Genomic DNA, 25528 nt, shown 5'->3' with positions numbered 1-25528 from the left:
TCATATTGGAGAAAAACAATTTGGAGGAGGAAGAGCAGGTGAAAGTGCTGCAACAGGAATTACCGAAGATTTGGTGAAAGCCGGATTTGAATCGGGAAGAATGAAAACAGGAACGCCACCACGAGTTGATGGACGTTCTTTGGATTATTCGAAAATGAACGAAGAAAAAGGAGATGCGAAACCGGATAAGTTTTCTTATTCGGATTTAACCGTTCCGTTAACAAATCAAAGATCTTGTTACATGACGTACACGTCATTGAATGTTCATGATATTTTGAGAGAAGGTTTTGATCGTTCGCCAATGTTCAACGGAAGAATCAAAAGTCTTGGTCCAAGATATTGCCCTTCGATAGAAGATAAGATTAATCGTTTTGCTGATAAAGAACGCCATCAGTTATTTGTTGAACCGGAAGGGTGGAATACTTGTGAGGTTTACGTAAACGGATTTTCGACTTCGCTTCCGGAGGATATTCAATTTAAAGCTTTGCGTTCTGTTGTAGGTTTTGAGAATGTGAAATTCTTTCGTCCGGGTTATGCGATCGAATATGATTATTTCCCGCCGACACAATTGAAACATACTTTGGAAACGAAGTTGGTTGAAGGATTATATTTTGCCGGACAAATAAACGGAACAACAGGATATGAAGAAGCAGCATCTCAAGGTTTGATGGCCGGAATAAATGCGCATTTAAAAGTGCATGAAAAAGCGCCTTTAATTTTGAAACGTGATGAAGCCTATATCGGAGTTTTGATTGACGACTTGATTACGAAAGGAACAGAAGAGCCATATCGTATGTTTACATCAAGAGCAGAATATCGGACATTGTTGCGTCAAGATAATGCCGATTTTAGGTTAACGCCAATGTCGCATGAAATTGGTTTGGCTTCTGAAGCTCGTTTGCGCAGAATGGAAAAGAAATTAAACGAATCTGAAAAGATGGTTGCTTTCTTCAGAGAGACGAGTGTTTCGGTTGCTGAAACAAATCCAATTCTTGAAGCAAAAGAAACGGCTCTAATTACACAAGGTGATAAAATGTTTAAAGTTTTCTCACGTCCGCAAATTGATTTGGAGGATATGTTGAAATTTGAAAAAGTAAAAGAGTATATCGAATCGAATGATGTAGATCAGGAAATTTTAGAGCAAGCAGAAATTCAGGTAAAATATTCCGGATATATCGAAAAGGAAAGAAACAACGCCGATAAACTAACTCGTTTAGAAGAAGTGAAGATTCCGGAAAATTTCGACTACAATAAAATTAAATCAATGTCGATTGAAGCAAAACAAAAATTGAGCAAGATTCGTCCTGTAACAATTTCTCAAGCTTCAAGAATAAGCGGAGTATCACCAAGTGATATTTCCGTATTGTTGATTTATATGGGAAGATAGAAAAGTGATCAGTCTCAGTTTTTAGTTTTCAGTGTTTGCTGGATACTGAATGCTGAGACTGTTTGTTGAATTGTTCCACGTGAAACCATTTCTGATTTACATGTTTGTCGGTTTTGAAATAATCTGAAATTGAAGACTGGAATTGTTCCACGTGAAACGAATTTTAAATAGAAAGCTATATTAGTTTGTTTGTTTGTATAAAGAAATGATATAGTTTGTCATTCCGAGGAACGAGGACACGAGCGATAGCGAACTGGCGAAGCAATCTCCGTTGCAAGATCGACAAAGTTTATTCTTTTGATTACGGAAATACTTGCGGGGATTCCTCATTCCTCGGAATGACAAAATAACCAAAATTTAAAGTTCATTCTATGAGAATTATTGAAACTCAAATTTTGTCTTTGGATCAAAAAGATTCCTTAATGCAACTTTGGAATAATGAATATCCTGCAAAATTGAATTTGAAAACTATTGAAGATTTTGAATTGTATTTAAACGGACTTTCAGAAACAAAACATTATTTATTGTTTGATGATGCAGATGAAATTCAGGGTTGGACTTTTACTTTTTTAAGAGAAAACGAAAATTGGTTTGCTATAATTTTAAATAGTGAAATACACGGCAAAGGAATTGGATCTCTTTTGATGAATGAAATAAAAAAGAATAATACAAGTTTGAATGGTTGGGTAATTGATCAGGAGAATGAAATAAAACATAATGCAACATTTTATAAATCGCCATTGCAATTTTATATTAAAAATGATTTTATAATTTGTTCAGAAATAAGAATTGAAAACGAAAAGCTTTCGGCGGTGAAAATTAATTGGAAACGCTGAGAAAAAATATAATAAAAAAATAGACCCTAAAAACAGAATTTCTGGTTTTAGGGTTTGCCTTTAAATTAAACCAAAATACCTATAAACTTAAAAATGGACGTTTTAAACAAAAAACATTTTCTTACTGTAAAAGACCATTCTGTATCTAAAGAAATTTTCGATTTGTATTACGATGAAACTTTAGATATGTTAATCACATCTCCGCAACCAGATTTAGAAAATCTTGGAAAATATTACGAAAGCGAAGATTACATTTCTCATACTGATAACAAACGTTCGTTATTTGAAAAAGCATATCATTTCGTGAAAAATATTGCTTTAAAAAATAAACTGAATTTGATCAATGGTGAACAATCCCGAAAAGGAAGAATTTTAGATATTGGTGCCGGAACCGGTGATTTTTTATTAACGGCAAAAAATGATGGTTGGGATACTGTTGGAGTAGAACCAAGCGAACGTGCAAAAAATATTGCGATACAAAAAGGAATTTCTTTTGTGAACGAAATTAGCGCTCTCGAAAATAATTCGTTTGACGTGATTACAATGTGGCACGTTTTAGAACACGTTCCAAATTTAGAATTACAAATTCAGGAATTGAAGCGTTTATTAAAGCCAACTGGAACTTTAATTGTTGCGGTTCCAAATTTTAAATCTTACGACGCACAACATTACCAAACTTTTTGGGCAGCTTATGATGTGCCAATTCATTTTTGGCATTTCTCAAAAAAAGCCATCAAATCACTTTTTGAAAAAGTTGACATGAAATTAGAAAAAGTGCTTCCGATGAAATTTGATTCTTTTTATGTGAGTTTATTATCTGAAAAATACAAAACCGGAAAAATGAATTACATCAGTGCTTTTTTTGTTGGTTTAAAATCAAATTTAAAAGCAAGCAGTACAAAAGAGTATTCATCGCACATTTATGTCTTAAAAAACAAGTAAAACGCAATTTAAGCGCATTTCTGGCGTTTTCTCAGTATAAGTGAGGACTAATTATGTCTTTTTTGAGATCGTCTTTCTAATAAAAGCTATGAAAGCCACTTTTGATAGTGGTTTTTTATGCTTTAAGACGGTTCCATAAATAAAAACAATACCATAAAAAACGCACGTTTTTTGAAATTTTAAGGCTGAATTTTTCTCTTTTTAAATTTTGAAATCATGAAGACGAAAAATTTTATGAATTTTAATTTTTTCGAAAATTGTATTCTAATTTTTTTAGAAATGGAGCATTTTTAAAAATGTTGTCAATCCAATTTTTGTTTTTTAAAATTTCAAAAGACAAAATGATTTTTTCGACATTTTTCTGCCGCTATGAATTTAAGAAAGCATCAATTTGAAAAAATTGGCATACAAGATTCTTTTAGGCTTTGAAAAGATACTAAAACGTAAAATAAGCGTGTTTCTGGCGGTTTTTTAGCTCAAGTGGGGAGTAATTATGTCTTTTTTGAGAAAGTGTTTCTAATAAAAGCTATGAAAGTCGTTTTTGATAGCGTTGAATTATTGACATATTTCTTTCGATAAATAAAAACAATATGATAAAATTCTAGCATTTTTTAAACTTTATGTTGATGCTATTTATTTTTTTATATTTTTGTCTTCAATACATTAAAAAAATAGAAATTCAAAAAATGAAAAAAGCATTAGTAATTATCGCACTTTCAATTTTCGCCGTTTCATGTAATAAAACTGCAGAAGTAAAGGAAGTAAAAACAGCTTACGTAGATACTTCGATTTTAATGAAAGAGTACACTGAAGCAAAAGACCTTGAAGCAAAATACAAAGGGCAAGCTGAAGAAAAAGGAAGACAACTACAAGCCGAGATTACACGTTTTAAACAAGACGCTGCTAATTTTCAAAGCCAGGCACAAGCAAACGGTCAGGCTTGGGCTCAACAAAGAGGTGCTGAGTTGCAAAAAAGAGAACAACAATTGGGTTATGCTCAACAAGCTTTGTCTCAACAATTACAACAAGAAAGTGGTGTTGAAATGGATTCTCTAGTAAGTGGAGTTAAAAAATTCATCAAAGATTACGGTAAGAAAAACGGTTATTCTTATATCTACGGTACTGGTGATGCTGCTTCAATTTTATACGCTGAAGAGAAATATGATATTACAAAAGATATCATTAAAGCTCTGAATGATAAGTATAAATCAAGCCCAAAATCAGAAGAAAAACCGGCAGTAAAAGAAGGAGAAGCTGCTAAAAAATAATACCAAACTAACTAACTAAATTTAAAAACCTAAATCTGTCAAGATTTAGGTTTTTTCTTTTATAAAAATGCGATACTTTTAGTTTTTCAATACAAGCCCAATGCAAAACGTTACAGAAGCAGCTGCTTACACCTTACAATTCATCAATCAAACGCAAAAATCGATCTTCCTGACTGGTAAAGCAGGAACAGGAAAAACCACGCTTTTACGCGAAATCATTGCTACAACCCATAAAAATACTGTAGTGGTTGCTCCCACGGGAATCGCAGCGCTAAATGCTGGTGGAGTTACCATTCACTCGATGTTTCAGTTGCCATTTTCAGCCTTTATTCCGTCATATGAAGAGGCTTCTCAGTTTACTGAAACCGTGAAATTTGAGAATAAAGAAACCTTGCGCCGACACTTCAAAATGAATAATGTTAAGCGTAACGTAATCAGAAATATGGAGCTTTTGATTATTGATGAAGTCAGTATGCTTCGTGCTGATTTGCTGGATGCTATCGATTTTATGATGCAAACGGTACGTAAAAATTCGCGCCCTTTTGGTGGAGTTCAGGTGCTTTTTATTGGAGATTTATTGCAGCTTCCGCCTGTAATCAGAGATGAAGAATGGCGAACTTTACGCAATTATTACAAAGGAAAATTCTTTTTTCATTCGCATGTAATTCAGCAATATCCACCCTTATACATCGAATTATCTAAGATTTATCGTCAGTCTGATGATACTTTTATTTCGGTTTTAAACAATCTTCGAAACAATCAGATTACGCCTCAGGATATTCAGGTTTTAAACGAATATGTGAAACCTGATTTTGATTTAAAAAATAATCCCGGATATATTACACTTACCACGCATAATGCCAAAGCCGATTCGATTAACGAACAGGCAATTGGCGATTTAGCCGGAAATGAATTTGCTTATCAGCCCTTTATTGTGGGTGATTTTCCGGAGAAAATTTTTCCGGTTGAGGAAAATCTGAAACTCAAAGTGGGCGCTCAGGTTATGTTTGTAAAAAATGATTTGTCTTTTGAAAAGCGTTATTTCAACGGAAAAATGGGCGTTGTAAAATCACTTTCGGCCGAAGAAATATTCATACATTTTCCTGAAGAAAATAAAACCATTGAAGTTGAAAAATACGAATGGAAAAATATCCGATACAAAGTAAACGATCTCACGAAAGAAGTCGAAGAAGAAGTTTTGGGCACATTTGCGCATTATCCGCTTAAACTGGCGTGGGCAATTACAGTGCACAAAAGCCAGGGTTTAACTTTTGAGAAAGCTGCGCTCGATGTATCGCAAGTTTTTTTGCCCGGACAGGCCTATGTAGCATTATCGCGTTTAACGTCCTTAAATGGGCTTATTTTGCTGTCTCCGCTTCAAATGAATGGTATTTCGAATGATCAGGATGTGATGGACTATGCTTTGAACAAAGCAACAGAAGAAGTTTTAAAACATTCTTTGCATTTTGAAACGAAAAATTTTATTCATAACTATTTGATTAGCAGTTTTAATTGGGCCGATTTGGCTCAGGAATGGCGCAATCACCGTTTTAGTTATAACGAAAATGCAGTCGCTTCAGAAAAATCGAAACATTCAGCCTGGGCACATAAACGTTTAGAAATAATTGATTCGCTGGCAGATCCTGCACAAAAATTCGTTAATCAGCTCAATAAAATTTTCAATAAAGAAACTGTTGATCTCTTTTTTGTACAGGAAAGGGTAGTGGCAGCTTATGATTATTTTTTTAAACCAATGGACAAACTGGTGACGGATCTTTTGAATAAAATGGCCGAAATTCAGAAATTTAAAAAAGTAAAAGAGTTCTACGAAGAGCTCGCTTTTTTGGATGATTTGCAAACGAAAGCAGTTTTACGCTTAATGAAGGCCAAATTACTCATAGAAATTGTCGTTGCAGGTAAAACTATCTGTAAAGAGAAATTGTCGTCTACAGCGATTAAAAACTACAAATTAGACAAGGTTGCAAAGATCCGCGAGGAATTTAATATGTCGAACACTGATATTTTTAAATCTGAAGAACCTACAGTTCGTTATACTGCACGCAAATTAGATAAAAGCACACCGAAGGCCGAAAAGAAAACAACCATCGAAGAAACCCATGATTTGTGGCTGGAGAAAAATTCGATTGAAGATATTGCGCGAATGAGAAAACTAACCGTTCAGACAATAGAAACTCATTTGGTCAAACTAATTCAGGCTAAAAAAGTCGAGATCTCAGATGTTTTACCGTATGATAAAATCCTGGCTTTGCGTGAAGCTTTTGAGTTTTATCAGGAAGAATCTCTAAGTCCGCTAAAGGAAAAATATGGTGATGAATTTACCTGGGATGAGCTTAAAATGTTTAAAGCCAGTATAAATTGATTTCAGATTTTGTAACTTAGGGTTTCAGAATTTGGAATTTGATTTTGAAGATTCGAATGAAATTTCGGAATTTACTATAAAAACATTATGTAAAATAGAAATTATGAAAAAGTTACTATACATCCTATTCATAGGCATTACGGTTCAAAGTATGTCAGGGCAAGACTTGAAACCAGAATATCAAAAGTTTGTCAAAAAATTTATTGATAATGTAAAAAATGATAGGAAAGAGGCTGTAGCCGAGGCTATTAAATATCCTTTAAAAAGAGATAATCCAATTCCGTCTATCAAGAATAAAACAGAGTTTGTAAAAAGATATGATGAAATTTTTGATGCTAAATTGAAAGCTGAAATTTCAAAATCGAATGCGGCAAAAGACTGGTCAGAAATGGGCTGGCGTGGGATAATGCTAAATCAGGGAACTTTGTGGATGGATACTGACGGAAAAGTATTTTCTATAAGTTATCAAACTAAAGCTGAGAAAGATCTTAAAACCAAATTAATAGCTGCTGAAAAAAGCAAACTTCACCCATCGATTGCAAAGTTTGATGCTCCGGAAGTTATTTTGGAAACCTCTAAATTCAGAGTGAGAATTGATGACACGGGAAATGATAATTTCAGATATGCGTCGTGGTCAATAAAACAATCAATGAGCGAAAAACCGGATCTAATCATTACCAACGGAAAATGGTTTCACGACGGAACAGGAGGTAATCATCATTACGATTTTAAAAAAGGTAATTTTCTATACCAGTGTTATATTACAGTTTTGGGTACAAAAGATTCAGCACCAGCTACTTTAACCATTTATCAAAACGGAAAAGAAATACTTAATCAGGACGCTAAAATTGTTCCACGTTAAACAAAATCCTATTCGAAAGAATGGGATTTTTTGTTTTATAACTCGATTTCAATGTTAGTTACAGCTAGTATAAATTATTTATATTTGATTGTAAATGTCGGATTAGTAATTAATTAAAAATATTTAAGATGAAAAGAAGCAACATATTTTTAGTGCTATTAATTTTTTGCAGCAGTTTTATTTCTGCTCAAGATTCGAATATTGATTATCAGAAACTTGTTAAAAAGTTCATTGATAATGTAAAAAATGACAAGAAAGAAACCATTGCTGATGCAGTGGTTTATCCTCTGGAACGCGAATATCCAATACCTGATATTGCAAATAAAGCAGATTTTATAAAGCGATATTCTGAAATTTTTGATGTTACGCTGAAGAACGAAATTATAAAATCGACGCCTGCGAAAGGCTGGACTGATATGGGTTTGCGCGGAATTATGCTAATTCACGGCAACATTTGGCTGGATACCGAAGGACGTTTAACAGCAGTAAATTATCAATCGAAAGCCGAAATAGAACTTAAAAACAAACTAATTGCGTCGCAAAAGAAAATGCTTGATCCTAGCATAGCATTTTTTCAAACGCCAATTTGTATTCTGGAAACCTCTGAATTTAAAATCAGGATTGATAATTTGGGAAATAATAATTACCGTTTTGCCTCATGGTCGATTAAAAAAGAAATGACTCAAAAACCTGATTTAGTGATCAATGGTGGCGAATTAGTTGTAGAAGGAATAGGTGGAAATCATCAATATGAATTTAAAAAAGGCAATTTAGTTTATGAGTGTGCGATCATCGTTTTGGGCGAAAAAAATTCGCCTCCGGCGAGATTAAAAATTTATCAGGGCACTAAAGTTATACTTTCCCAGGATGCTAAAATTGTTTCACGTTAAACAAAAAAATCCTACTCATTACGAGTAGGATTTTTGTTTTAATATTCAGCTTTTACTCTGTCGAGTTTCTTCTGCTGTTCTATTTTTTTTAATTTAAGTTTTTGAATATCAAGATCGTGTTCTTTCAACTTTATTTGTTGTTTTTGCAAATCTTCTTCAGAAACCGAGCTTGAGTTTATTTTCGATTCCAGTTTTTGTTTGTTGTATTCTAACTTATCAATCTTTTTGTTGGTAGATTCAAGATCTTTCTGTGCGTTTTTAAGGTCTTTTTGATGCCTTTCTAATTTTCTTTGTTCTTTTTTTAATTGCGATTGATCATTGTCTAGCTTTTTACGATACTCTTCTGTTGACTTCTGGGCTTCCAGATCTAATTTTTTCTGTGCAATTTCCTGAGACTTTTCAGTTGTGATTATCTTTTGAGCAAAAAATGAATTAGAGCTTAGAATAAATAAAAATGCGAGAAGTAATTTTAGCGTGTTTTTCATTGTATTTTGTTCTTTAAAATAGTAGAACAAAAATAGGATTGCAGCTCCTGAAGTTGAGCTAAATAAGGTTTTTTTAAAGACAAAATAAGACAAAAAAAATCCTATTCGGTTTGAATAGGATTTTTGTATTATAGAGTTTCGACTAAGATCCAGGCATCTGGATTTTCACCTTTTTGTATTTCTTTTTGTGCTTTTTCAGCTTCAGACATTGTAGCATAACTTCCATATAAAACCGGGAATAAACCGTGTTTGTTTTCGCCTAACATTCTGGCTTTAAAACCGTCTTTAATCAATTGGTTATATGCTTTTCTTGCATTTTGTTCGCTTCTATATGCACCTGCCATAATGTGATATGACATTGCTTTTTCTTCGGCAACTTCTACTTTTGCAGAATCAACAGAAAGTGTTACAGCCGGTAATGGACTCTGAATGAAAAATGTAGCTTCCTGTATCTTGTTTTGTACTTTTTTCTGAACAGCACTTTCTACAACAAGCGTTTTGTTTGCAATTTGATTTTGGTACAAAGGATATCCAATACTTCCCGTGATTCCAAGACCTAAAACAAAAATTGCAGCATATTTCAAAAACGAATTCGAAGATCTTCCTTCTTCGTCATTTTCATATAAAGCAATTGGCTCTCTTTCTTCGATTTCCTTGATTTTTTTCTCGAAATTTTCCTTTTTTACAAGCGGAGAAACAAACGGACTTAATCCGAAAGAACTTGCCAGGAAATTGGTTTGATCGTTAGGAGTAAAAATGATGTTTTTCTCTGCATTTAAACGAATTTCACCAATATTTTTAAGGCTTATTGTGCCATTTTCTTCTAAGGTATTTTTCCAGCTCTGAACTTCAAAAGCAATGGCGCTTACGGCAAAACCGTAAGATGTTTTTTCTCCATTTGCGATATGATTTGCTAATAACCCGTCATTGTTTTTCAAATGACTATTAAAAGAGATCATTTTTTTGGGTGGAAAAAACGAATTTGTGCTTTCATTAAGCTGAGCCGAGTGAATTTCGGTTAAAAATGCTCCAAACCCTGGAACCGTTACACACTGATAACGATACAATAACTGTGCTATGTAAGTTTCGATTTTCATAGTAACAAAGTTATGCAACCAATATAGTTATCAAAATTTTATTCACAATTTTTATTAACAATTCTGATATTTTTATAGACAATTAATATCCAGCAATTTAAGCATTATGTTGCTAGTTTTTAAAAATAGGAAAAAATCTAATTTTGTTGTTTTATTAAGAAATTACTTTATTTTAATCATATTTGCACTATTAAATTGTTTAGAATTTTATATTCTATTTTACATAATATTTTAGTAAATGTCAGATCAGGATTTATTTTATTTGTTAGCCTTATTAAAAGTCGATGGAGTGGGTGATATTATGGCTAAAAAATTACTTACACATTTTGGAAATGCTGAAGCGATTTTTAAAGCCAAAACCAATCAAATAGCAGCTATTGACGGTGTTGGTTCTGTTTTATTGAAAAATTTTAAAGATAAATCAGTTTTTGAAAGAGCTAGTCGTGAGCTGGAATTTATTCATTCAAACCACATAAAAGCATCTTTTTTTCAGGAAGAAGATTATCCTGATCGTTTAAAACATTGTATAGATTCTCCTGTTTTGATTTTTTCTGCGGGTAATATCAACTTAAAAAATAAAAAAATAATCAGTATAGTTGGAACGCGTCAGATTACTTCATACGGAACGGAGTTTTGCAAGAAATTAATCGAAGATTTGGCTCCGCTTGATCCTGTAATTGTGAGTGGTTTTGCTTACGGAGTTGATATTGTTGCACATCAACTGGCCATGGATTATAACTTGCAAACTATTGGAGTTTTGGCTCATGGATTAAACCAGATTTATCCCAAAGCACACAAGAAATATGTGGCTGCAATGGAAGAAAATGGAGGTTTTATTACAGAATTTTGGAGTACTGCAAACCCAGATAAAGAAAATTTTGTGCGTAGAAATCGCATCGTTGCCGGTATGACCGAAGCTACGATTGTGATCGAATCTGCTGATAGAGGAGGTTCACTTATTACGGCTAACCTGGCAAACGATTATAATCGCGATGTTTTTGCCGTTCCCGGGCGCGTTACAGACAAATATAGCCAGGGATGCAATGATCTTATCAAAACGCAAAAAGCAAACGTTTTAACAAGCGCTGCTGATTTAGTTTATATTTTGAATTGGAATATTGATAATAAAGCGAAACCTGTGCAGAAACAGTTGTTTGTTGAACTGGAACCTGATGAACAAAAGATATATGATTTCTTGCTAAAAAATGGCAAGGAATTGTTTGATATAATAGCGTTACAATGTGAGTTTCCTATTTATAAAATCTCAGGTTTGCTCTTGAATATGGAGCTTAAAGGAGTGATAAGACCGCTTCCGGGGAAGTTGTTTGAGGCGATCTAAAAAATTAAAAGTTGCCACGAATTTCACGAATCAACTCGAAGTAATTTGTGAAAATTAGTGTAATTCGTGGCAAAATATTTTATTTACTAAATCCTAGTATTTCGCGAACTTTTGCAAGAACACCATCTGCAATAACAGAAGCTTTTGAAGCTCCTTTTTTCAATAAAGCATCTACTTCGTCGAGATTGTTAATGTAGTAACTATATTTTTCTCTTTCGGTTTTAAATTTTTCTGTAATCAATTCAAACAAAGCTTGTTTGGCGTGACCATAGCCATAATTTCCACCAAGATAATTGGCTCTCATTTCGGCGATTTGTTCTTCGGTTCCTAACAAAGAATAGATTGCAAAAGCATTACAAGTATCCGGATTTTTAGGAGCTTCAAGCGGAGTACTATCTGTTTCGATGCTCATAACCTGCTTGCGCAATGTTTTATCGTCAAGGAAAATATTGATAATATTATTGGCCGATTTACTCATTTTTCCACCGTTTGTTCCGGGAATTAATTTACTGTCTTCCTGAATTTTAGCTTCAGGAATTACAAAAGTTTCTCCCATTTGGTGATTGAAGCGAGAAGCAACATCACGAGTAATTTCTAAATGTTGTAATTGGTCTTTTCCAACCGGCACAAATTCAGCATCGTATAGCAAAATATCTGCTGCCATTAACATTGGATAAGTAAAAAGTCCAGCATTAACATCGTCTAAACGATCGGCTTTATCTTTGAAAGAATGTGCCAATGTTAAACGTTGAAATGGAAAAAAGCAGCTTAAATACCAAGTCAATTCAGTAGTTTGAGTTACATCAGATTGTCTGTAAAAAGTAACTTTATCAGGATTTAGTCCGCAAGCAAGCCAGGCCGCAGCGGTACTGTATGTATTTTCTCTTAATGTTTTACCATCTTTAATTTGTGTAATCGAATGTAAATCAGCAATAAACAAATAAGATTCGTTTGCAGGATTGTTCGATAATTCGATAGCAGGAATGATTGCTCCCAATAAATTGCCTAAGTGTGGCGTTCCAGTACTCTGAACACCAGTAAGTATTTTTGCCATTCTAGTTTTTTCTTATTACTAAATGCAAAGTTCGTTTTTTTAGAGCAAAGGGCACAACGTTTTTTAGCAAAGTTCGTCAGGTGTTATTTTTAAAATAGAAAACAACAGTGATTTACCGCAAAGTTCACAAAGTTTTTTCGCAAAGTTTCCTAAGTTTTTAGTGGATTTTTTTGAAGTTCACAAAGGTGGATTTTATAAATTATTGACCACTCTTCTAATTCCATTTTTTAATAAAACTTCATTGAAATTTATAAGAAGTCCAAGTTTATAATTTCCAATTTTTAAGTAGGTTAAGGTTTGTGCTAAATGATTTACACTAAGTGATTCGACACTTTTTATTTCAATAATAAATTTATTTTCAATGAGTAAATCAATTCTATATCCACAATCTAATTTCACTTGCTCGAAAATTAATGGCATTGCTTTTTCCTTTTCTACTTGTAGGCCACGTTATTTAATTTTGTAAAATAAGCATTCTTTATAGGCATTTTCTAATAAACCGGGCCCAAGTATTTTGTGAATTTCGATTGCAAGTCCAATTACAATATTTGATATTTCGTTTTCTGTCATGGTAAAAAACATTAAATTTAGTAATTAATTTCTTATATATAATTATGAAGATTGATTTAAATTCTCTAGGATTTTAAAAGATTTAAAACCTAAAAAAAATCCAGCTTTGTGATCTTTTTGCTTGCAATTATAGATATTTTACTTTGGCTCTTATCTTTGCGAAAAAACTTTGCGCCCTTTGCGGTAAAAAAAAAACACGAGTATAAATTCTTTTTGTAGAATTCATTTCTGTTTTATTACATTTGAAACTATGAAAGGAATTAAAATTGTTTTTTGGGTTTTGTGGCGTATTTGGTTTTACATCTTAATGGGAATTCCAATATTGATTATGCTGCCGTTTTTGCTTATTTCTATTATATCAGAAAGCGGATACCCATATTTCTTTAAAATGGCCCGCATTTGGGCTAAATTTATCCTTTTCGGCATGGGTTTTTATTATACAGTCAAGCGCGAGCAGAAACTAATTAAAAACAAAAGCTATATGATCGTGGCCAATCATACTTCGATGACGGATATTATGCTGATGCTGGCGATAGTTCGAAATCCTTTTGTATTTGTTGGGAAAAAAGAACTTTCTAAAATTCCTTTGTTTGGATTTTTCTATAAACGTACTTGTATTCTGGTGGATAGAAATTCTTCTAAAAGTAAAAATGAAGTTTTCAAGAGAGCACAAGACAGACTTAATCAAGGACTTAGTATTTGTATTTTTCCCGAAGGCGGAGTTCCGGATGACGAAAGCATTTTACTTGACGAATTTAAAGACGGTGCATTTCGTTTGGCAATAGAACATCAGATCCCGATCGTGCCTATTGTTTTTGCTGATAATAAAGAACGTTTTTCGTATACTTTTTTGAGTGGAAGTCCAGGTAAAATGAGAGTTAGAATTTTACCTTTTGTAGAAACAAGTGGATTAACAAGTGAAAACAGAAAAGCGCTTCGTGACGAAGTAAGACAACTGATTTATAAAGGTTTATTTCAGTTTAAGAAAGAAAAGAATAAAGAATAAAGAATATAGAGAATAGACTATAAATTTAAAAACCCGACAACACTAAAGTTGCCGGGTTTTCTTTTGAATTAAAATCCCCATTTTATATCAAAAGTACTATCGATGAATTATTTTTTCTGAAATAAAACGCAATACTTTTTTAAATTTCAATTTGGTTTTTCTGCGGTTTTTACTGTACAACACTTCTATTTTCTCTTTCATGGTTAAAAATATTAAGGATTGATAATAAAGAGTTTGGTTTAAACTCAAGTTAATGTCATACTTTAATAGAGAACAGAAAGTAAAAAAGGTTGCGTGAGAAACAGAAAATTTTGAAATTATTTAATAAAAAACCCGTTAGCATTTGAAAACTAACGGATTTTTGTAGAACAAACAACCAAATTTATTCTGAAAAAAGTTCGAATGTTATTATGGCATAATAGCAATCAAAGCTTATGTCTGTTTATTAGATGGACATATCTTAAAATGGTTGCGTCGTTTTTTGATATTTTTTTGAAATAAAAAACCCGACAGGTTTAAAAAACGTGTCGGGTTGGTATAAAGTATTATATATTAAATCTTTAAGAATATTAAGCGTTAGCCAATTCTTTGATATGTTCTTTAATTTTTACTTCTAATTCGTCAGCTAATTCTGGATTATCTTTGATTAAAGATTTTACAGCATCACGACCTTGTCCTAATTTTGTATCTCCATAGCTAAACCAAGATCCTGCTTTTTTAACGATTTCAAATTCAACCGCTAAGTCAAGAATTTCACCTGTTTTAGAAACTCCTTCTCCGTACATAATGTCAAATTCAGCAGTTTTAAACGGCGGTGCCACTTTGTTTTTAACGATTTTAACTTTAGTTCTGTTACCAATTACGTTTTCACCATCTTTAATTTGAGAGGAACGACGAATATCTAAACGTACAGAAGCGTAGAATTTTAATGCGTTACCACCGGTTGTTGTTTCAGGATTTCCGAACATAACACCAATTTTTTCACGCAGCTGGTTGATAAAGAAAACAGTACAATTTGTTTTGCTGATTGTTCCCGTTAATTTTCTTAAAGCCTGTGACATTAAACGTGCGTGAAGACCCATTTTAGAATCTCCCATTTCGCCTTCAATCTCACTTTTTGGAGTTAAAGCTGCAACAGAGTCAATTACAACAATGTCGATAGCTCCAGAACGAATTAAGTTTTCGGCAATTTCTAAAGCCTGCTCACCATTGTCTGGTTGAGAGATAATTAAGTTTTCGATATCAACGCCCAATTTTTCAGCATAATTTCTATCAAAAGCATGTTCCGCATCAATAAAAGCAGCAATTCCGCCCGCTTTTTGAGCTTCGGCAATGGCATGCAGTGTTAATGTGGTTTTACCAGACGATTCTGGCCCGTATATTTCAATAATTCTTCCTTTTGGATATCCATTTACCCCAAGAGCTAAATCAACGCCAAGCGAACCCGAAGAAATCGTTTCTACCTCTACAATGGCTTTGTCGCCCATTTTCATTACGGTTCCTTTTCCGTAGGTTTTGTCAAGTTTATCAAGCGTAAGCTGTAACGCTTTTAATTTGGCTTCTTTGTCTGAACTCATCTTTTCTTAAATATCTAAAATTGTTATTTTTTGCCTTCCAATAAAAATCAAATGGAAATAACTTCTTGATTTTTATTTGGCGAATTAGAATGTGTAAAAATACTTCTTTTTTTGAAGTTTGATTACTTCAAATTGTTTCAAATTGTAACAAATTGTATTACAAAAACAAAGCCTTTAATTCAGTAGCATCAGAAGGCTTTAATTTTCCTGCCAGTACTAAACTTAACTGTTTACGGCGCAAAGCAGCTTCAAAACGTTGTATTTCTAATTCTGTTTCAGGAACAATTGCCGGTACTTCAACAGGTCTTCCGGTATCGTCAACAGCGACAAAAGTATAAATAGCTTCGTTTGCTTTTGTTCTGTTTCCAGATTCGCGGTCTTCTACCCAAACGTCTATAAAAACTTCCATAGAACTTTTGAATGATCTTGAAACTTTTGCTTCTACGGTAACAACGCTTCCAAGGGAAATTGCTCTGTTAAAAGCAACGTGATTTACAGATGCCGTAACTACAATTCGGCGTGAATGTCTGCGCGCTGCAATACTTGCTGCACGATCCATTCGGGCTAATAATTCGCCGCCAAAAAGATTGTTTAAAGGATTTGTTTCACTCGGTAAAACTAAATCAGTTAATATTGTCAGCGATTCTGAAGGGTGTTTTGGATTCATTTTTTTTAATATAAATTTTATTTTGATTGCTCACAAAATGAGCTTTTTTGCCACAGATTTCACGGATTAAAATGATTAAAAAATCTGTGCGAATCTGTGAAATCTGTGGCTTAATTTTTTGATAATTGCAGCTGATTAATTCATCCAGTTCACTAACATAACAGCAGGAATTAAATAAATAACAATGGTTCTTGCTCCATCGTAATCTTTGGCTAATCGTTGTCCGAAAAGCATCATTAACAAACAGATACATGAAAAAATTCCGGCATAAAAACCATAGTCACGTCCGCTGTTTGTTAGTAATTGAATCGCGCCCACAACACTTAAAATTCCGGAAATTAATTCTAAAATTAACAAGTGTAAAAGAGCTAGCGGTACCTGATTTTTTAATGGTGTTTTGGCAAAATGTTCTTTAAGCCAGGCCACATTATCTTTCCAGTAAAAAATTTTTTCATAGCCCGATTGTAAAAAAGTTAAGGCTAAAAATGCTAATATTAAAATAGAGGCAACATTGTTCATTTGAGGACTATTTTTTATGAATTAAACGAGTCAGTTTTATAGATAAATCGGTTAAGATTATTTTCGCATTTCCGTTTCTTTCAATGTGATACATCGCATCCGAAAGCTCTTTGAAAATTTCGTGAATATTATTTCCGTTTACAAAAGGTGCAAAATTTTCAAGTTTAAATTTGTCCACTTTTGGCTCAATATAAACTAAACTTGGCGTTTGATAATTCAGTAATAGCGCCTGTCTAAACATTTCGATACAAAACTGAATAAACTTTTTCTGGCTTTCACGGCCAAGTCCGGCGATTTCTTCGCTCCAGGAAATTAAATCCTGAATCGCTGCGGCATTTCCTTTTGCCCTAAAAGCGGCACGAACCCAATTTACAAACCATTGCTCAAAAGGATATTCAGCATCATCTTCTTTCAATAAATGCAATGCTTTATTAAAATTTCCCTGCGCCTGATGGGCAATTTTTTTGGCTAAATTCGAATCTATATTTTCTTTAGAAACCAATGCTTCCGCAATTACTTTTTCTGGAAGTCCGTTAAAGTGAATTACCTGACAGCGAGAACGTATGGTTTGGATAATGTCTTCTTCATTTTCAGAAATCAGAATAAAAATTGTTTTATCTGAAGGTTCTTCGAGCAGTTTCAAAAGTTTATTAGAAGCCGCAATATTCATCTTATCGGCCATCCAGATAATCATGATTTTATAACCACCTTCGTAGGATTTCAGCGCAAGCGATTTTAAAACTTCCTGAGCATCTTCGACCCTGATTTCGCCCTGTTTGTTTTGAACGCCTAAAGTTTTATACCAGTCAAATAATCCGCCGTAAGGCATTTCCTGAATAAAGTTTCGCCAGTCCTGAATAAAGTCTAAACTTTTGGGTTTGGTTTTAACATCTTCGGTAGTTACGGTTGGGTAAATAAAATGCAGATCGGGATGCGAAATATTTTGAAATTTCAAATTACACGAATCATTTCCATTTTCGTTTTCATCTCCCGTATTACTGCACAAAATGTACTGTGCATAAGCAATTGCTGTAGATAATGTACCGCTTCCTTCAGGCCCAATGAATAATTGTGCATGAGGAATTCGCCCGGAAGATGCACTTTTTATCAAGTGACTTTTGATGTAATCCTGACCTAAAATTTGAGAAAATTGCATGAAGCAAAGATAGCAGAAAATGATGTAGTCAAAAATTTTAGATTAAAGATTATTGAGCTGGATTTCATTTATGAGAATATGATTGTTTTTTGCTAAAATTTTTGTTCTGTTGCCGCTAACTTTTGTTAATAAATTACTTCACACGAGTAGATATCAAGACTTTTTTGTTAATATTTTTTTGTTTAAAACGATGAACGTATGCTTTTTTTGGCTATTTATAGTAAAATTTTATCCCTTTTTTATAGATAATCTCTTACGTTTACTGTTTTAACATATTTAACAAAAAGCCCGTTAAAACGCACATTTTCTCGACATAGAGCGGGGTTTTAAGGTTTTTTTAAGGTTTTTTTTTGAAAAAAGAATTCAATAAAGTTGCAATTTAAGTTAATTTCTATATTTTTGTTTGCATCAACAACCAATATAAATAAGAATTTATGAAAGGGAAAATTATTTTATTTAGTGCATTTTTTATCATGACTACTGCAGCAGTTTCTGCACAGGCAAAAAACGCTCCAAGAAGTATTATTAGTACAACAGCTCTTATTCGTAAATACCATGATCAAAAAGAATTGAGTGGTATGCAAAAAGGAGAACTTTTGGAATTGTATATTGAGCGAATTAAAGTATTAGTAAAAACTCTCCCTTACATTGCGTTGGTTACAAAACCAGGTGTTACAATGGCAGACTTAGGTATTCCAGACGATAGTGAACACAAAAAAGTTTTGGATGCTCAGGCTCTTGGAACAACAACTTTCTTAGATACTACAGTTGAGTTTCAAAGAAAAATGATGCCTTACTCAGATAAAGGAAACCTTATCGCAGCAATTTTATTTTACGAAAACACATTAAAATCATTACATGAGTTCAACGAATTGAACGAAATGTAAGATTTAAAAAATATTTTAAAACCTTTTTCGAAGTGTTTACGTAGATGGATTTAGTTTCTGCGTTATTTTGAAAAAGTAAACAAAACAACTCGTTCTCGATTTATTCTGAATAATATTAGAAAAACCGAGAACAGTTTTTTTCATTTACGCATACCCAAATTATTTAAAGCATACCCAAATTTATTATTAACCTAATACACACCTTTATCATGAAAAAAATTACTCAAATGATCTGCGTTCTTTTGACAGTTACGAGTATGAGTGCTCAACAAGAGAAAGGAATTATGGGCTACACGAACTGGTTAAATAACTGGACTGAATTTAAGCCTAACAAAGTAGAGTATGGAGAAGCAAATCAAATTTTAGCAGGAAACATTTCTGTTAATACTAAATTGCTTAAAAGGAATATCTATGTTTTGCAAGGTAACGTTTACGTTACAAACAATGCGGTTTTAACAATCGAACCTGGAACTTTAATTATTGGTGATTTCGAAACAAAAGGAACATTGGTAGTTACAAAAGGTGCACAACTTGTTGCTGATGGTTTAGAAACTGACCCAATTGTATTTACATCTAACCGCAGCCAGAAAAAAGCTGGAGACTGGGGTGGAGTTGTAATTCTTGGTGATGCTCCTATTAACAAATTCGGTAACGTAGGATCTTACAATATGGATCTTGATCCAACTTTAACTACTTACGGTGGTGATAATGTTGCTTCAAACTCTGGAATTTTAAGATATGTTAGAATCGAATTTGCAGGTAAAAAAGTGAAAGGAGTTGATACTTTCAACGGTTTAACTATTGCAGGTGTTGGTAACAAAACAATTCTTGAAAACGTTATGGTTAGCTACTCTGGAGGAGATTCATTTGCTTTCTTCGGTGGAGACGTTAACGCTACAAAATTTGTTTCTTATAAATCAATCAACGACGATTACAAATTTACACAAGGTGTACAATGTCGTTTATATAACTCTTTAGCAGTTAGATCTTCTTACTTATCTAGTAACAAAGACGGATCTCGTTGTATGGAGGTAAAATCATTCGAAAAGAAAAGCGAAACAGATTTTACTAAAAAAACTACTTTAGTTGTTGCAACTAACATTACAATGCTTAATGACAGTGAAAATATCAATGCTGACATTCAATCAGGTTTAGTAAAAGAGGCTGTTTATGTAGCCGAAACTGCTTCTCTTGAAATGAAAAGAAGTGTGATCTCTGGATTTAACCCTGCAGTGTTATTAGACAGCAAAACAGAAATCAATGATGCCAACCTTAAAAAAATCAAATTTGAGGAAATGTATTTCAACTTATGTAAAGGAAACATCTTTACTGAATACAACTCAAACAACGAAGATTTAGAGAGCTGGTATGGAAACAGTGTGTTCTTTAATGTTTACTCTCAAAGTGACAACAAAGAGACATTTATTGATATCTTCAACCCTAAAAAGCCAGACTTTAGATTACAATTAGGAAAAATTACAGCTTCAAGCGGCAATAGATAAATAGATTTCGATTTTTATTTCAAAGCGTAAATTTTATTAATAAAGTCCCCAGACACAATTTATGTATCCGTCTTAAAAGGACCAAATAAAGATCAAAACATAATGGCTCTATCTACAAAAAAGTATTTATATATATTCTTTTTGGTTTCTCCTATTTCGTTAAGTCTGTATGCACAAAGTGCAGCAATAGAAAAACCTACGGTTTCTGCTGTTTCTGACTGCAAATTAGCTTCAATTGAGATAAATCAAAATAACGAATCAGCTGATAAATGTATCAGCAAATTAGATAATTCTAATCAGTTAATAGTAGGGCTGTCCACCCCCAAGGACAGCCTTACTATGTCGGCTGATTTGAAAGATCAATCTTCAGATTGTGAAGAAAACTCATTGATTGGTTCTACTTCAATTCTTGCAAAAGACATTATTGAGAACTACAAATATGATTTTTCTGAAACATTCATTGATATCTTGTTTTTTGAGCGTATAGACTTAGCAAGAACACGTACTATATGATTCAAAAAACTACTTTATCTTTTTTTAAAGTTTTCATTTTATTTAGTATAATTCTCTTTACTAAATCGCATACCTATGCTCAAACACCAGCAATAGTTGGACAGCAGCTTCCTTTTGATAGAATTTGTGCCGGTTTAGAAGTAAATGGAACACCATTTAATGAATACTTCGCAACATTCAGCTATTTAAATTTTCCGGCAGGTACTACTTTTGAAGTAGAACTTTCAGATGATTTAGGAAGCTTTACAACTCCTACTGCTACAACAAAAATTTCGTTTGTAGATGATCCTGCAGCACAGCAGCAAACTATTAAGTTTGCGATCCCTACAAACTTAAAAGGTTCAAATATTTACAGCCTTCGAATTAAAAGTAATACGGCTACGCCTAGTTACAGCCAGAGGGTTAAGAATTTTCAGGGCCAGACTTCGTTTCCAGCTTATTATAGAATCTATGCAGAGAAATTTTTTATCAATAATAACGAAGCCAATGCAACTATTTGTTCAGGCGGAAGTATAAGCCTTTCTGTTGACAATCCAACTCCTGCAGATATACCATCATCTCCTGCCAATTATCCAAATTTAACGTATAAATGGTATAAAGATAATGTATTAATAGCAGGACAAAGCGGTACAACGTTAGTGGCAAATACTCCGGGTGTTTATTATGCTCAAATCGATTACGGCGGTTGTGACGATGATAACTTTAGTTCTAATCGTGTTAGCGTAGTATCCTCAAGCGGAGGATCTGCAGTAACAGTAGATTCAAGCTTAGGAAATCCTTTTTGTTCAAACGGTGCAGGAACTATTTTAACAGCAACTTCAGGTAACAGTTATGTTTGGAAAAAAGATGGTGTTGTAATTGCACAAACATCTCGCAGCATTACTACAAGTGAATCTGGTCTTTATTCTGTTGAGGTAGATTTTGGAGGTTGTAAAGCTACAGGAAGTATCGATTTAAAAAGCAATAGTTTCACGGCCAGCATAGATGTTGCGGATACTTATGAGCTTCAAGAAGGAGAAACATTAAACGTATCTGTAACTACAGATGCAGGAACTCCAAAATTCGAATGGTTTTTAAATAATATTCAAATAAGCGGAGCTAGCAGTTCAAGTTATCTGGTAGCCGTAAGAGGTTTATATAGAGTTAAAATATCACAGGAATCAGGTTGTATAGCTTCAAGAGAATTTACATTTAGAGTTACATCAGCAACAGATGCTGTTACTACTGTAATTCCAAATATTGTTAAACTGAGCGGCGCTTATCCTTTCTGGAATATTCCAGATGTTTATAAAACGCCGTCGACGAAGCTAATAATTTTAAGTTCAAACGGAGAAGTAATGTATGATGATGTCGGCAGCAATTACGATCCGGAACTTAACTCTTTTATAAAAGATTTTAAAAATGTAAATCCAGTTTATTACTATGTCATTCAATCAGACACAGGTGAAAAAAAAGGATCAATAACTGTGATTAAATAATGAAGAAAATTTTACTATTCATAACTTTATTTTACGGTTTTTCTAATGTACTCTATTCTCAGGACAAAGTTGAGAATGGAGTTGTTTCGTTTTCATTACCTATCAGAAATTCATTAAAGTTTAATAGATATTTAATAAACCCTGCATTTAGCTTTGTTCGTGAATCAAACGCTTATGCAAGTTTTTATAACAAAAGACAATGGGTGCAGTTTGACAATGCACCGCAAACGTATTTAGCTAATTATTCTGGCCGATTTAGAGAAAATGAAGCCTTTGCTATTGGTTTGTTTCAACAAAATTATGGTTTAATGACCGTGTTTGGAGGAGTTGTCAATTTTGCTCACAATATCGTTTTGCAGGAAGACAGTAACCTTACTTTTGGTTTAAACGTAGGTGCTTACCAAAGCGGTTTAGACAAAGGAAAAATTATATCTGATGATCCGGATATTTTAAATGGTGACTATCCATCCAATACAATGCTTACTGTAAATCCAGGGATTAATTACGGAACCGCTTTTCTTGATTTCGGATTATCGGTAAACAATTTAATTCTTTACAATTTTGGTTCAGGCGTTGTAAAAGAAGATCCGGAAAGAGCAATCGAATTGCATGCCATGTATACCGGATATCTTGACAGCTATGGTTTTTTTGACAGAAGTAAATTTTCTGGAATTGTAAAAACAGAAATTAAAAAAGATAAAACAGTTCTTTCAGGACTAGCAATGCTTACACTTCAACAAGGAGTTTGGGCGCAGGCAGGTTACAATACTTTATACGGAGTTTCTGCAGGTTTAGGGGTTAATATTTCTCCAAGCATTGCAATTGAATATAACTATGAAAGAGGAATGGGCAATTTTACAAACATGGGAGGTTCTCATGAATTTGCAATTGCTTATAAATTCAAAAACAGAAATTACTATTACGGAGATGATGATGAAGGATCATTAATAGATCCAGCCAGAACTACATCTAAACCAGTAATGGCTAAGAAAACAACATCAGCGCCGGTAACAAGAGTAAATGGAGCTGAAAAAGCAAGATTAGCTGCAGAAGCAAAAGCGACGGCAGATGCTGAAGCAAAACAAGCAAGACTTGCTGCTGCAGAAAAAGTGAAGGCTGATGCCGATGCTGCAGCAAAAGCAAAATTAGACGCAGACAACAAAGCTAAAGCAGATGCTGAAGCTCTTAAGATAAAATTAGCCGCCGATGCTAAAGCTAAAGCAGATGCTGCAGCTGCCGCAAGAGCGCAGACAGCAACAGCAAACAGAGCCGTTGCTACAGAACAAAAAACACAAGCACAATTAGCTGCAGACAAAGCAAGAGCCGATGCTGAGGCGAGAAGAATAAAATTAGCTGCAGATAATAAAGCAAGAGTTGATGCCGCTGCGGCTGCGAGAGCACAAGCGCAAGCAAATAAACCATCAGCAACAGCAGCACAAAAAACAGCTGCGCAATTAGCTGCAGATAAATCGAGAGCTGATGCAGAAGCATTAAAAATTAGACTTGCAGCCGATGCAAAAGCTAAGGCAGATGCAGAAGCTAAAGCGAAACAAACAGCTGCTGCAACGCCGACTACGCCAGCTCCGGCTCCACAAAAAACACAAGCGCAATTAACTGCTGAAAAAGCTAAGGCTGATGCAGAAGCACTTAAAATAAAATTAGCTGCAGATGCAAAAGCAAAAGCCGATGCTGCAGAAGCGAAACGTAAAGCAGATGCAAAAGCAAAAGCTGAAGAAGCAGATTTACAATCAATCCTGGCTGCAGATGCAAAAGCAAAAGCTGACTCAGATGCACTTCAGGCTAGATTAGCTGCAGAAGCAAAAGCAAAAGCCGCTTCTGAAGCAAAAACAAAAGCTTCGATTGATGCTGCAAACAGAGCAAAAGCAGCCGCTGACGCAAAAGCAAAAGCCGCAGAAGGAGCAGCTCTAAAAGAAAAATTAGCAGCAGATGCAAAAGCGAAAGCTGATGCAGAAGCCAGACAAGCAATTATAGCTGCAGAAGCAAAAGCAAAAGCTGATGCAGAAGCATTAAAAATAAAATTAGCAGCCGATGCAAAAGCGAAAGCCGATGCTGAAGCTCAGGCTAAAATAGCTGCAGAAGCAAAAGCGAAAGCAGATGCAGAAGCACTTCAGGCAAAATTAGCAGCCGATGCAAAAGCAAAAGCCGATGCAGAAGCTCAGGCGAAACTTGATGCAGAAGCAAAAGCGAAAGCAGATGCTGAAGCATTACAAGCAAAATTAGTAGCCGATGCTAAAGCAAAAGCAGACGCTGAAGCATTAAAAGCTAAACTTGCTGCAGACGCAAAAGCTAAGGCTGATGCAGAAGCTCTACAAGCAAAACAAGCTGCAGATGCAAAAGTGAAAGCCGATGAAGAAGCACGTCAGGCAAAATTAGCTGCAGATGCAAAAGCGAAAGCAGATGCTGAAGCATTACAAGCGAAACTAGCTGCGGATGCAAAAGCTAAGGCTGATGCAGAAGCAGAAAAAACAAGATTAGCTGCAGAAGCGAAAGCAAAAGCAGACATGGAAGCTTTACAAGCTAAATTAATTGCTGATGCAAGAGTTAAGGCTGACGCAGAAGCAACTGCAAAAGCTAAAGCGGAAGCAGAAGAAAAACAATTAAAAGAAGCAGAAGAAGCACGTCAGGCTAAATTAGCTGCAGACGCAAAAGCAAAAGCTGATGCAGAAGCACTACAAGCTAAACTAGCTGCTGATGCAAAAGCAAAAGCTGATGCAGAAGCATTACAAGCTAAGTTAGCAGCAGATGCAAAAGCAAAAGCCGATGCAGAAGCATTACAAGCGAAATTAGCAGCAGACGCAAAAGCAAAAGCTGATGCAGAAGCTCTACAAGCTAAGTTAGCTGCAGATGCTAAAGCAAAAGCTGACGCGGAAGCATTACAAGCTAAACTTGCTGCAGACGCAAAAGCAAAAGCTGATGCAGAAGCATTACAAGCGAAATTAGCAGCAGACACAAAAGCTAAGGCAGATGCAGAAGCATTACAAGCGAAATTAGCAGCTGACGCAAAAGCAAAAGCTGACGCAGAAGCATTACAAGCTAAGTTAGCAGCAGATGCAAAAGCAAAAGCCGACGCAGAAGCATTACAAGCGAAATTA

At 34.2% G+C, this 25528-nt stretch carries 21 protein-coding genes and 1 pseudogene; 14 read left to right on the top strand and 8 right to left on the bottom strand.

Annotation, left to right across the window (positions count from 1 at the left end; genetic code table 11):
- The 7 genes from mnmG to B3C18_RS17460 form a co-directional block, all read left to right on the top strand.
- The coding region (mnmG, locus tag B3C18_RS17490) for a tRNA uridine-5-carboxymethylaminomethyl(34) synthesis enzyme MnmG (RefSeq protein WP_291149462.1) at positions 1 to 1387 on the top strand (1387 nt) is incomplete at its 5' end.
- 371 nt (positions 1388 to 1758) lie between these two features.
- Positions 1759 to 2223: a hypothetical protein gene (locus tag B3C18_RS17485; RefSeq protein WP_291149460.1), complete on the top strand. Its 465-nt coding sequence runs from the start codon at positions 1759 to 1761 to the stop codon at positions 2221 to 2223.
- Positions 2224 to 2316: 93 nt separating this feature from the next.
- Complete coding sequence (locus B3C18_RS17480) at positions 2317 to 3165, top strand: class I SAM-dependent methyltransferase (protein ID WP_291149457.1); 849 nt, start codon at positions 2317 to 2319, stop codon at positions 3163 to 3165.
- A gap of 686 nt (positions 3166 to 3851) precedes the next feature.
- Positions 3852 to 4433, top strand: coding sequence for an OmpH family outer membrane protein (locus B3C18_RS17475; protein WP_173971196.1), 582 nt, complete (start codon positions 3852 to 3854; stop codon positions 4431 to 4433).
- A 100-nt stretch (positions 4434 to 4533) separates the two neighbouring features.
- The gene (locus tag B3C18_RS17470; RefSeq protein WP_291149450.1) at positions 4534 to 6813 is read left to right on the top strand and encodes a helix-turn-helix domain-containing protein; all 2280 of its coding nucleotides are present in this window, start codon (positions 4534 to 4536) and stop codon (positions 6811 to 6813) included.
- Between the two features lie 103 nt (positions 6814 to 6916).
- Positions 6917 to 7675: a hypothetical protein gene (locus tag B3C18_RS17465; protein WP_291149447.1), complete on the top strand. Its 759-nt coding sequence runs from the start codon at positions 6917 to 6919 to the stop codon at positions 7673 to 7675.
- Between the two features lie 128 nt (positions 7676 to 7803).
- Positions 7804 to 8565, top strand: a complete 762-nt coding sequence (locus B3C18_RS17460; protein WP_291149444.1) for a hypothetical protein — start codon at positions 7804 to 7806, stop codon at positions 8563 to 8565.
- 38 nt (positions 8566 to 8603) lie between these two features.
- Here the strand turns inward: B3C18_RS17460 and B3C18_RS17455 are convergent, their stop codons facing one another.
- Positions 8604 to 9050 (bottom strand): hypothetical protein, encoded by a 447-nt coding sequence (locus tag B3C18_RS17455; protein WP_263761799.1) that lies wholly within the window; start codon positions 9048 to 9050, stop codon positions 8604 to 8606.
- A gap of 128 nt (positions 9051 to 9178) precedes the next feature.
- Positions 9179 to 10147, bottom strand: coding sequence for an SPOR domain-containing protein (locus tag B3C18_RS17450; protein ID WP_263761798.1), 969 nt, complete (start codon positions 10145 to 10147; stop codon positions 9179 to 9181).
- A gap of 238 nt (positions 10148 to 10385) precedes the next feature.
- Here B3C18_RS17450 and dprA point away from each other — a divergent pair, with 238 nt between their 5' ends.
- Positions 10386 to 11486: a DNA-processing protein DprA gene (dprA, locus tag B3C18_RS17445; RefSeq protein WP_291149437.1), complete on the top strand. Its 1101-nt coding sequence runs from the start codon at positions 10386 to 10388 to the stop codon at positions 11484 to 11486.
- Positions 11487 to 11565: 79 nt separating this feature from the next.
- Here dprA and trpS read toward each other — a convergent pair whose 3' ends face one another.
- Together trpS and B3C18_RS17435 are read right to left on the bottom strand one after the other, a co-directional pair.
- On the bottom strand, positions 11566 to 12540 hold the full coding sequence (gene trpS, locus B3C18_RS17440; protein WP_291149434.1) for a tryptophan--tRNA ligase: 975 nt from the start codon (positions 12538 to 12540) through the stop codon (positions 11566 to 11568).
- Positions 12541 to 12732: 192 nt separating this feature from the next.
- Positions 12733 to 13110, bottom strand: a pseudogene (locus B3C18_RS17435) (GxxExxY protein).
- A 250-nt stretch (positions 13111 to 13360) separates the two neighbouring features.
- Here B3C18_RS17435 and B3C18_RS17430 point away from each other — a divergent pair.
- Positions 13361 to 14116, top strand: a complete 756-nt coding sequence (locus B3C18_RS17430) for a lysophospholipid acyltransferase family protein (RefSeq protein WP_291149432.1) — start codon at positions 13361 to 13363, stop codon at positions 14114 to 14116.
- A gap of 569 nt (positions 14117 to 14685) precedes the next feature.
- Here B3C18_RS17430 and recA read toward each other — a convergent pair.
- From recA to B3C18_RS17410, 4 genes are all read right to left on the bottom strand, one after another.
- The gene (gene recA, locus B3C18_RS17425) at positions 14686 to 15693 is read right to left on the bottom strand and encodes a recombinase RecA (RefSeq protein ID WP_291149429.1); all 1008 of its coding nucleotides are present in this window, start codon (positions 15691 to 15693) and stop codon (positions 14686 to 14688) included.
- Positions 15694 to 15850: 157 nt separating this feature from the next.
- A complete protein-coding gene (locus tag B3C18_RS17420; protein ID WP_073486072.1) occupies positions 15851 to 16360 on the bottom strand; it encodes an acyl-CoA thioesterase in 510 nt (169 codons plus the stop codon).
- Positions 16361 to 16495: 135 nt separating this feature from the next.
- Positions 16496 to 16879, bottom strand: a complete 384-nt coding sequence (locus B3C18_RS17415) for a DoxX family protein (protein WP_180856253.1) — start codon at positions 16877 to 16879, stop codon at positions 16496 to 16498.
- A 7-nt stretch (positions 16880 to 16886) separates the two neighbouring features.
- A complete protein-coding gene (locus B3C18_RS17410) occupies positions 16887 to 18035 on the bottom strand; it encodes an ATP-binding protein (RefSeq protein WP_291149423.1) in 1149 nt (382 codons plus the stop codon).
- A gap of 434 nt (positions 18036 to 18469) precedes the next feature.
- On the opposite strand from B3C18_RS17410, the gene B3C18_RS17405 reads away from it, so the two are divergent.
- The 5 genes from B3C18_RS17405 to B3C18_RS17385 all read left to right on the top strand — a co-directional run.
- Positions 18470 to 18922: a hypothetical protein gene (locus tag B3C18_RS17405; protein ID WP_180856249.1), complete on the top strand. Its 453-nt coding sequence runs from the start codon at positions 18470 to 18472 to the stop codon at positions 18920 to 18922.
- A gap of 209 nt (positions 18923 to 19131) precedes the next feature.
- Positions 19132 to 20424 (top strand): hypothetical protein, encoded by a 1293-nt coding sequence (locus B3C18_RS17400; RefSeq protein WP_053474361.1) that lies wholly within the window; start codon positions 19132 to 19134, stop codon positions 20422 to 20424.
- Positions 20425 to 20526: 102 nt separating this feature from the next.
- The gene (locus B3C18_RS17395) at positions 20527 to 20937 is read left to right on the top strand and encodes a hypothetical protein (RefSeq protein WP_291149419.1); all 411 of its coding nucleotides are present in this window, start codon (positions 20527 to 20529) and stop codon (positions 20935 to 20937) included.
- Positions 20934 to 22415, top strand: a complete 1482-nt coding sequence (gene sprC / locus B3C18_RS17390; RefSeq protein ID WP_291149416.1) for a gliding motility protein SprC — start codon at positions 20934 to 20936, stop codon at positions 22413 to 22415. Before B3C18_RS17395 ends, sprC begins: the two co-directional genes overlap by 4 nt.
- On the top strand, positions 22415 to 25528 hold a 3114-nt coding region (locus B3C18_RS17385), incomplete at its 3' end, for a PorP/SprF family type IX secretion system membrane protein (protein ID WP_291149413.1). The genes sprC and B3C18_RS17385, both read left to right, overlap by 1 nt.

The organism is Flavobacterium sp. UBA7680 (assembly GCF_002482975.1).
Taxonomy (GTDB): Bacteria; Bacteroidota; Bacteroidia; order Flavobacteriales; family Flavobacteriaceae; genus Flavobacterium.
Note: the sequence above shows the minus strand (reverse complement) of the source record. Positions and strands in the feature narration are given on the sequence as shown.

What these genes read in the sequence shown, in the direction of transcription:
- B3C18_RS17485 (WP_291149460.1), top strand. Translation starts at nt 1,759, where the DNA reads ATGAGAATTATTGAAACTCAAATTTTGTCTTTGGATCAAAAAGATTCC.
- B3C18_RS17480 (WP_291149457.1), top strand. Translation starts at nt 2,317, where the DNA reads ATGGACGTTTTAAACAAAAAACATTTTCTTACTGTAAAAGACCATTCT.
- B3C18_RS17475 (WP_173971196.1), top strand. Translation starts at nt 3,852, where the DNA reads ATGAAAAAAGCATTAGTAATTATCGCACTTTCAATTTTCGCCGTTTCA.
- B3C18_RS17470 (WP_291149450.1), top strand. Translation starts at nt 4,534, where the DNA reads ATGCAAAACGTTACAGAAGCAGCTGCTTACACCTTACAATTCATCAAT.
- B3C18_RS17465 (WP_291149447.1), top strand. Translation starts at nt 6,917, where the DNA reads ATGAAAAAGTTACTATACATCCTATTCATAGGCATTACGGTTCAAAGT.
- B3C18_RS17460 (WP_291149444.1), top strand. Translation starts at nt 7,804, where the DNA reads ATGAAAAGAAGCAACATATTTTTAGTGCTATTAATTTTTTGCAGCAGT.
- B3C18_RS17455 (WP_263761799.1), bottom strand. Translation starts at nt 9,050, where the DNA reads ATGAAAAACACGCTAAAATTACTTCTCGCATTTTTATTTATTCTAAGC.
- B3C18_RS17450 (WP_263761798.1), bottom strand. Translation starts at nt 10,147, where the DNA reads ATGAAAATCGAAACTTACATAGCACAGTTATTGTATCGTTATCAGTGT.
- dprA (WP_291149437.1), top strand. Translation starts at nt 10,386, where the DNA reads ATGTCAGATCAGGATTTATTTTATTTGTTAGCCTTATTAAAAGTCGAT.
- trpS (WP_291149434.1), bottom strand. Translation starts at nt 12,540, where the DNA reads ATGGCAAAAATACTTACTGGTGTTCAGAGTACTGGAACGCCACACTTA.
- B3C18_RS17430 (WP_291149432.1), top strand. Translation starts at nt 13,361, where the DNA reads ATGAAAGGAATTAAAATTGTTTTTTGGGTTTTGTGGCGTATTTGGTTT.
- recA (WP_291149429.1), bottom strand. Translation starts at nt 15,693, where the DNA reads ATGAGTTCAGACAAAGAAGCCAAATTAAAAGCGTTACAGCTTACGCTT.
- B3C18_RS17420 (WP_073486072.1), bottom strand. Translation starts at nt 16,360, where the DNA reads ATGAATCCAAAACACCCTTCAGAATCGCTGACAATATTAACTGATTTA.
- B3C18_RS17415 (WP_180856253.1), bottom strand. Translation starts at nt 16,879, where the DNA reads ATGAACAATGTTGCCTCTATTTTAATATTAGCATTTTTAGCCTTAACT.
- B3C18_RS17410 (WP_291149423.1), bottom strand. Translation starts at nt 18,035, where the DNA reads ATGCAATTTTCTCAAATTTTAGGTCAGGATTACATCAAAAGTCACTTG.
- B3C18_RS17405 (WP_180856249.1), top strand. Translation starts at nt 18,470, where the DNA reads ATGAAAGGGAAAATTATTTTATTTAGTGCATTTTTTATCATGACTACT.
- B3C18_RS17400 (WP_053474361.1), top strand. Translation starts at nt 19,132, where the DNA reads ATGAAAAAAATTACTCAAATGATCTGCGTTCTTTTGACAGTTACGAGT.
- B3C18_RS17395 (WP_291149419.1), top strand. Translation starts at nt 20,527, where the DNA reads ATGGCTCTATCTACAAAAAAGTATTTATATATATTCTTTTTGGTTTCT.
- sprC (WP_291149416.1), top strand. Translation starts at nt 20,934, where the DNA reads ATGATTCAAAAAACTACTTTATCTTTTTTTAAAGTTTTCATTTTATTT.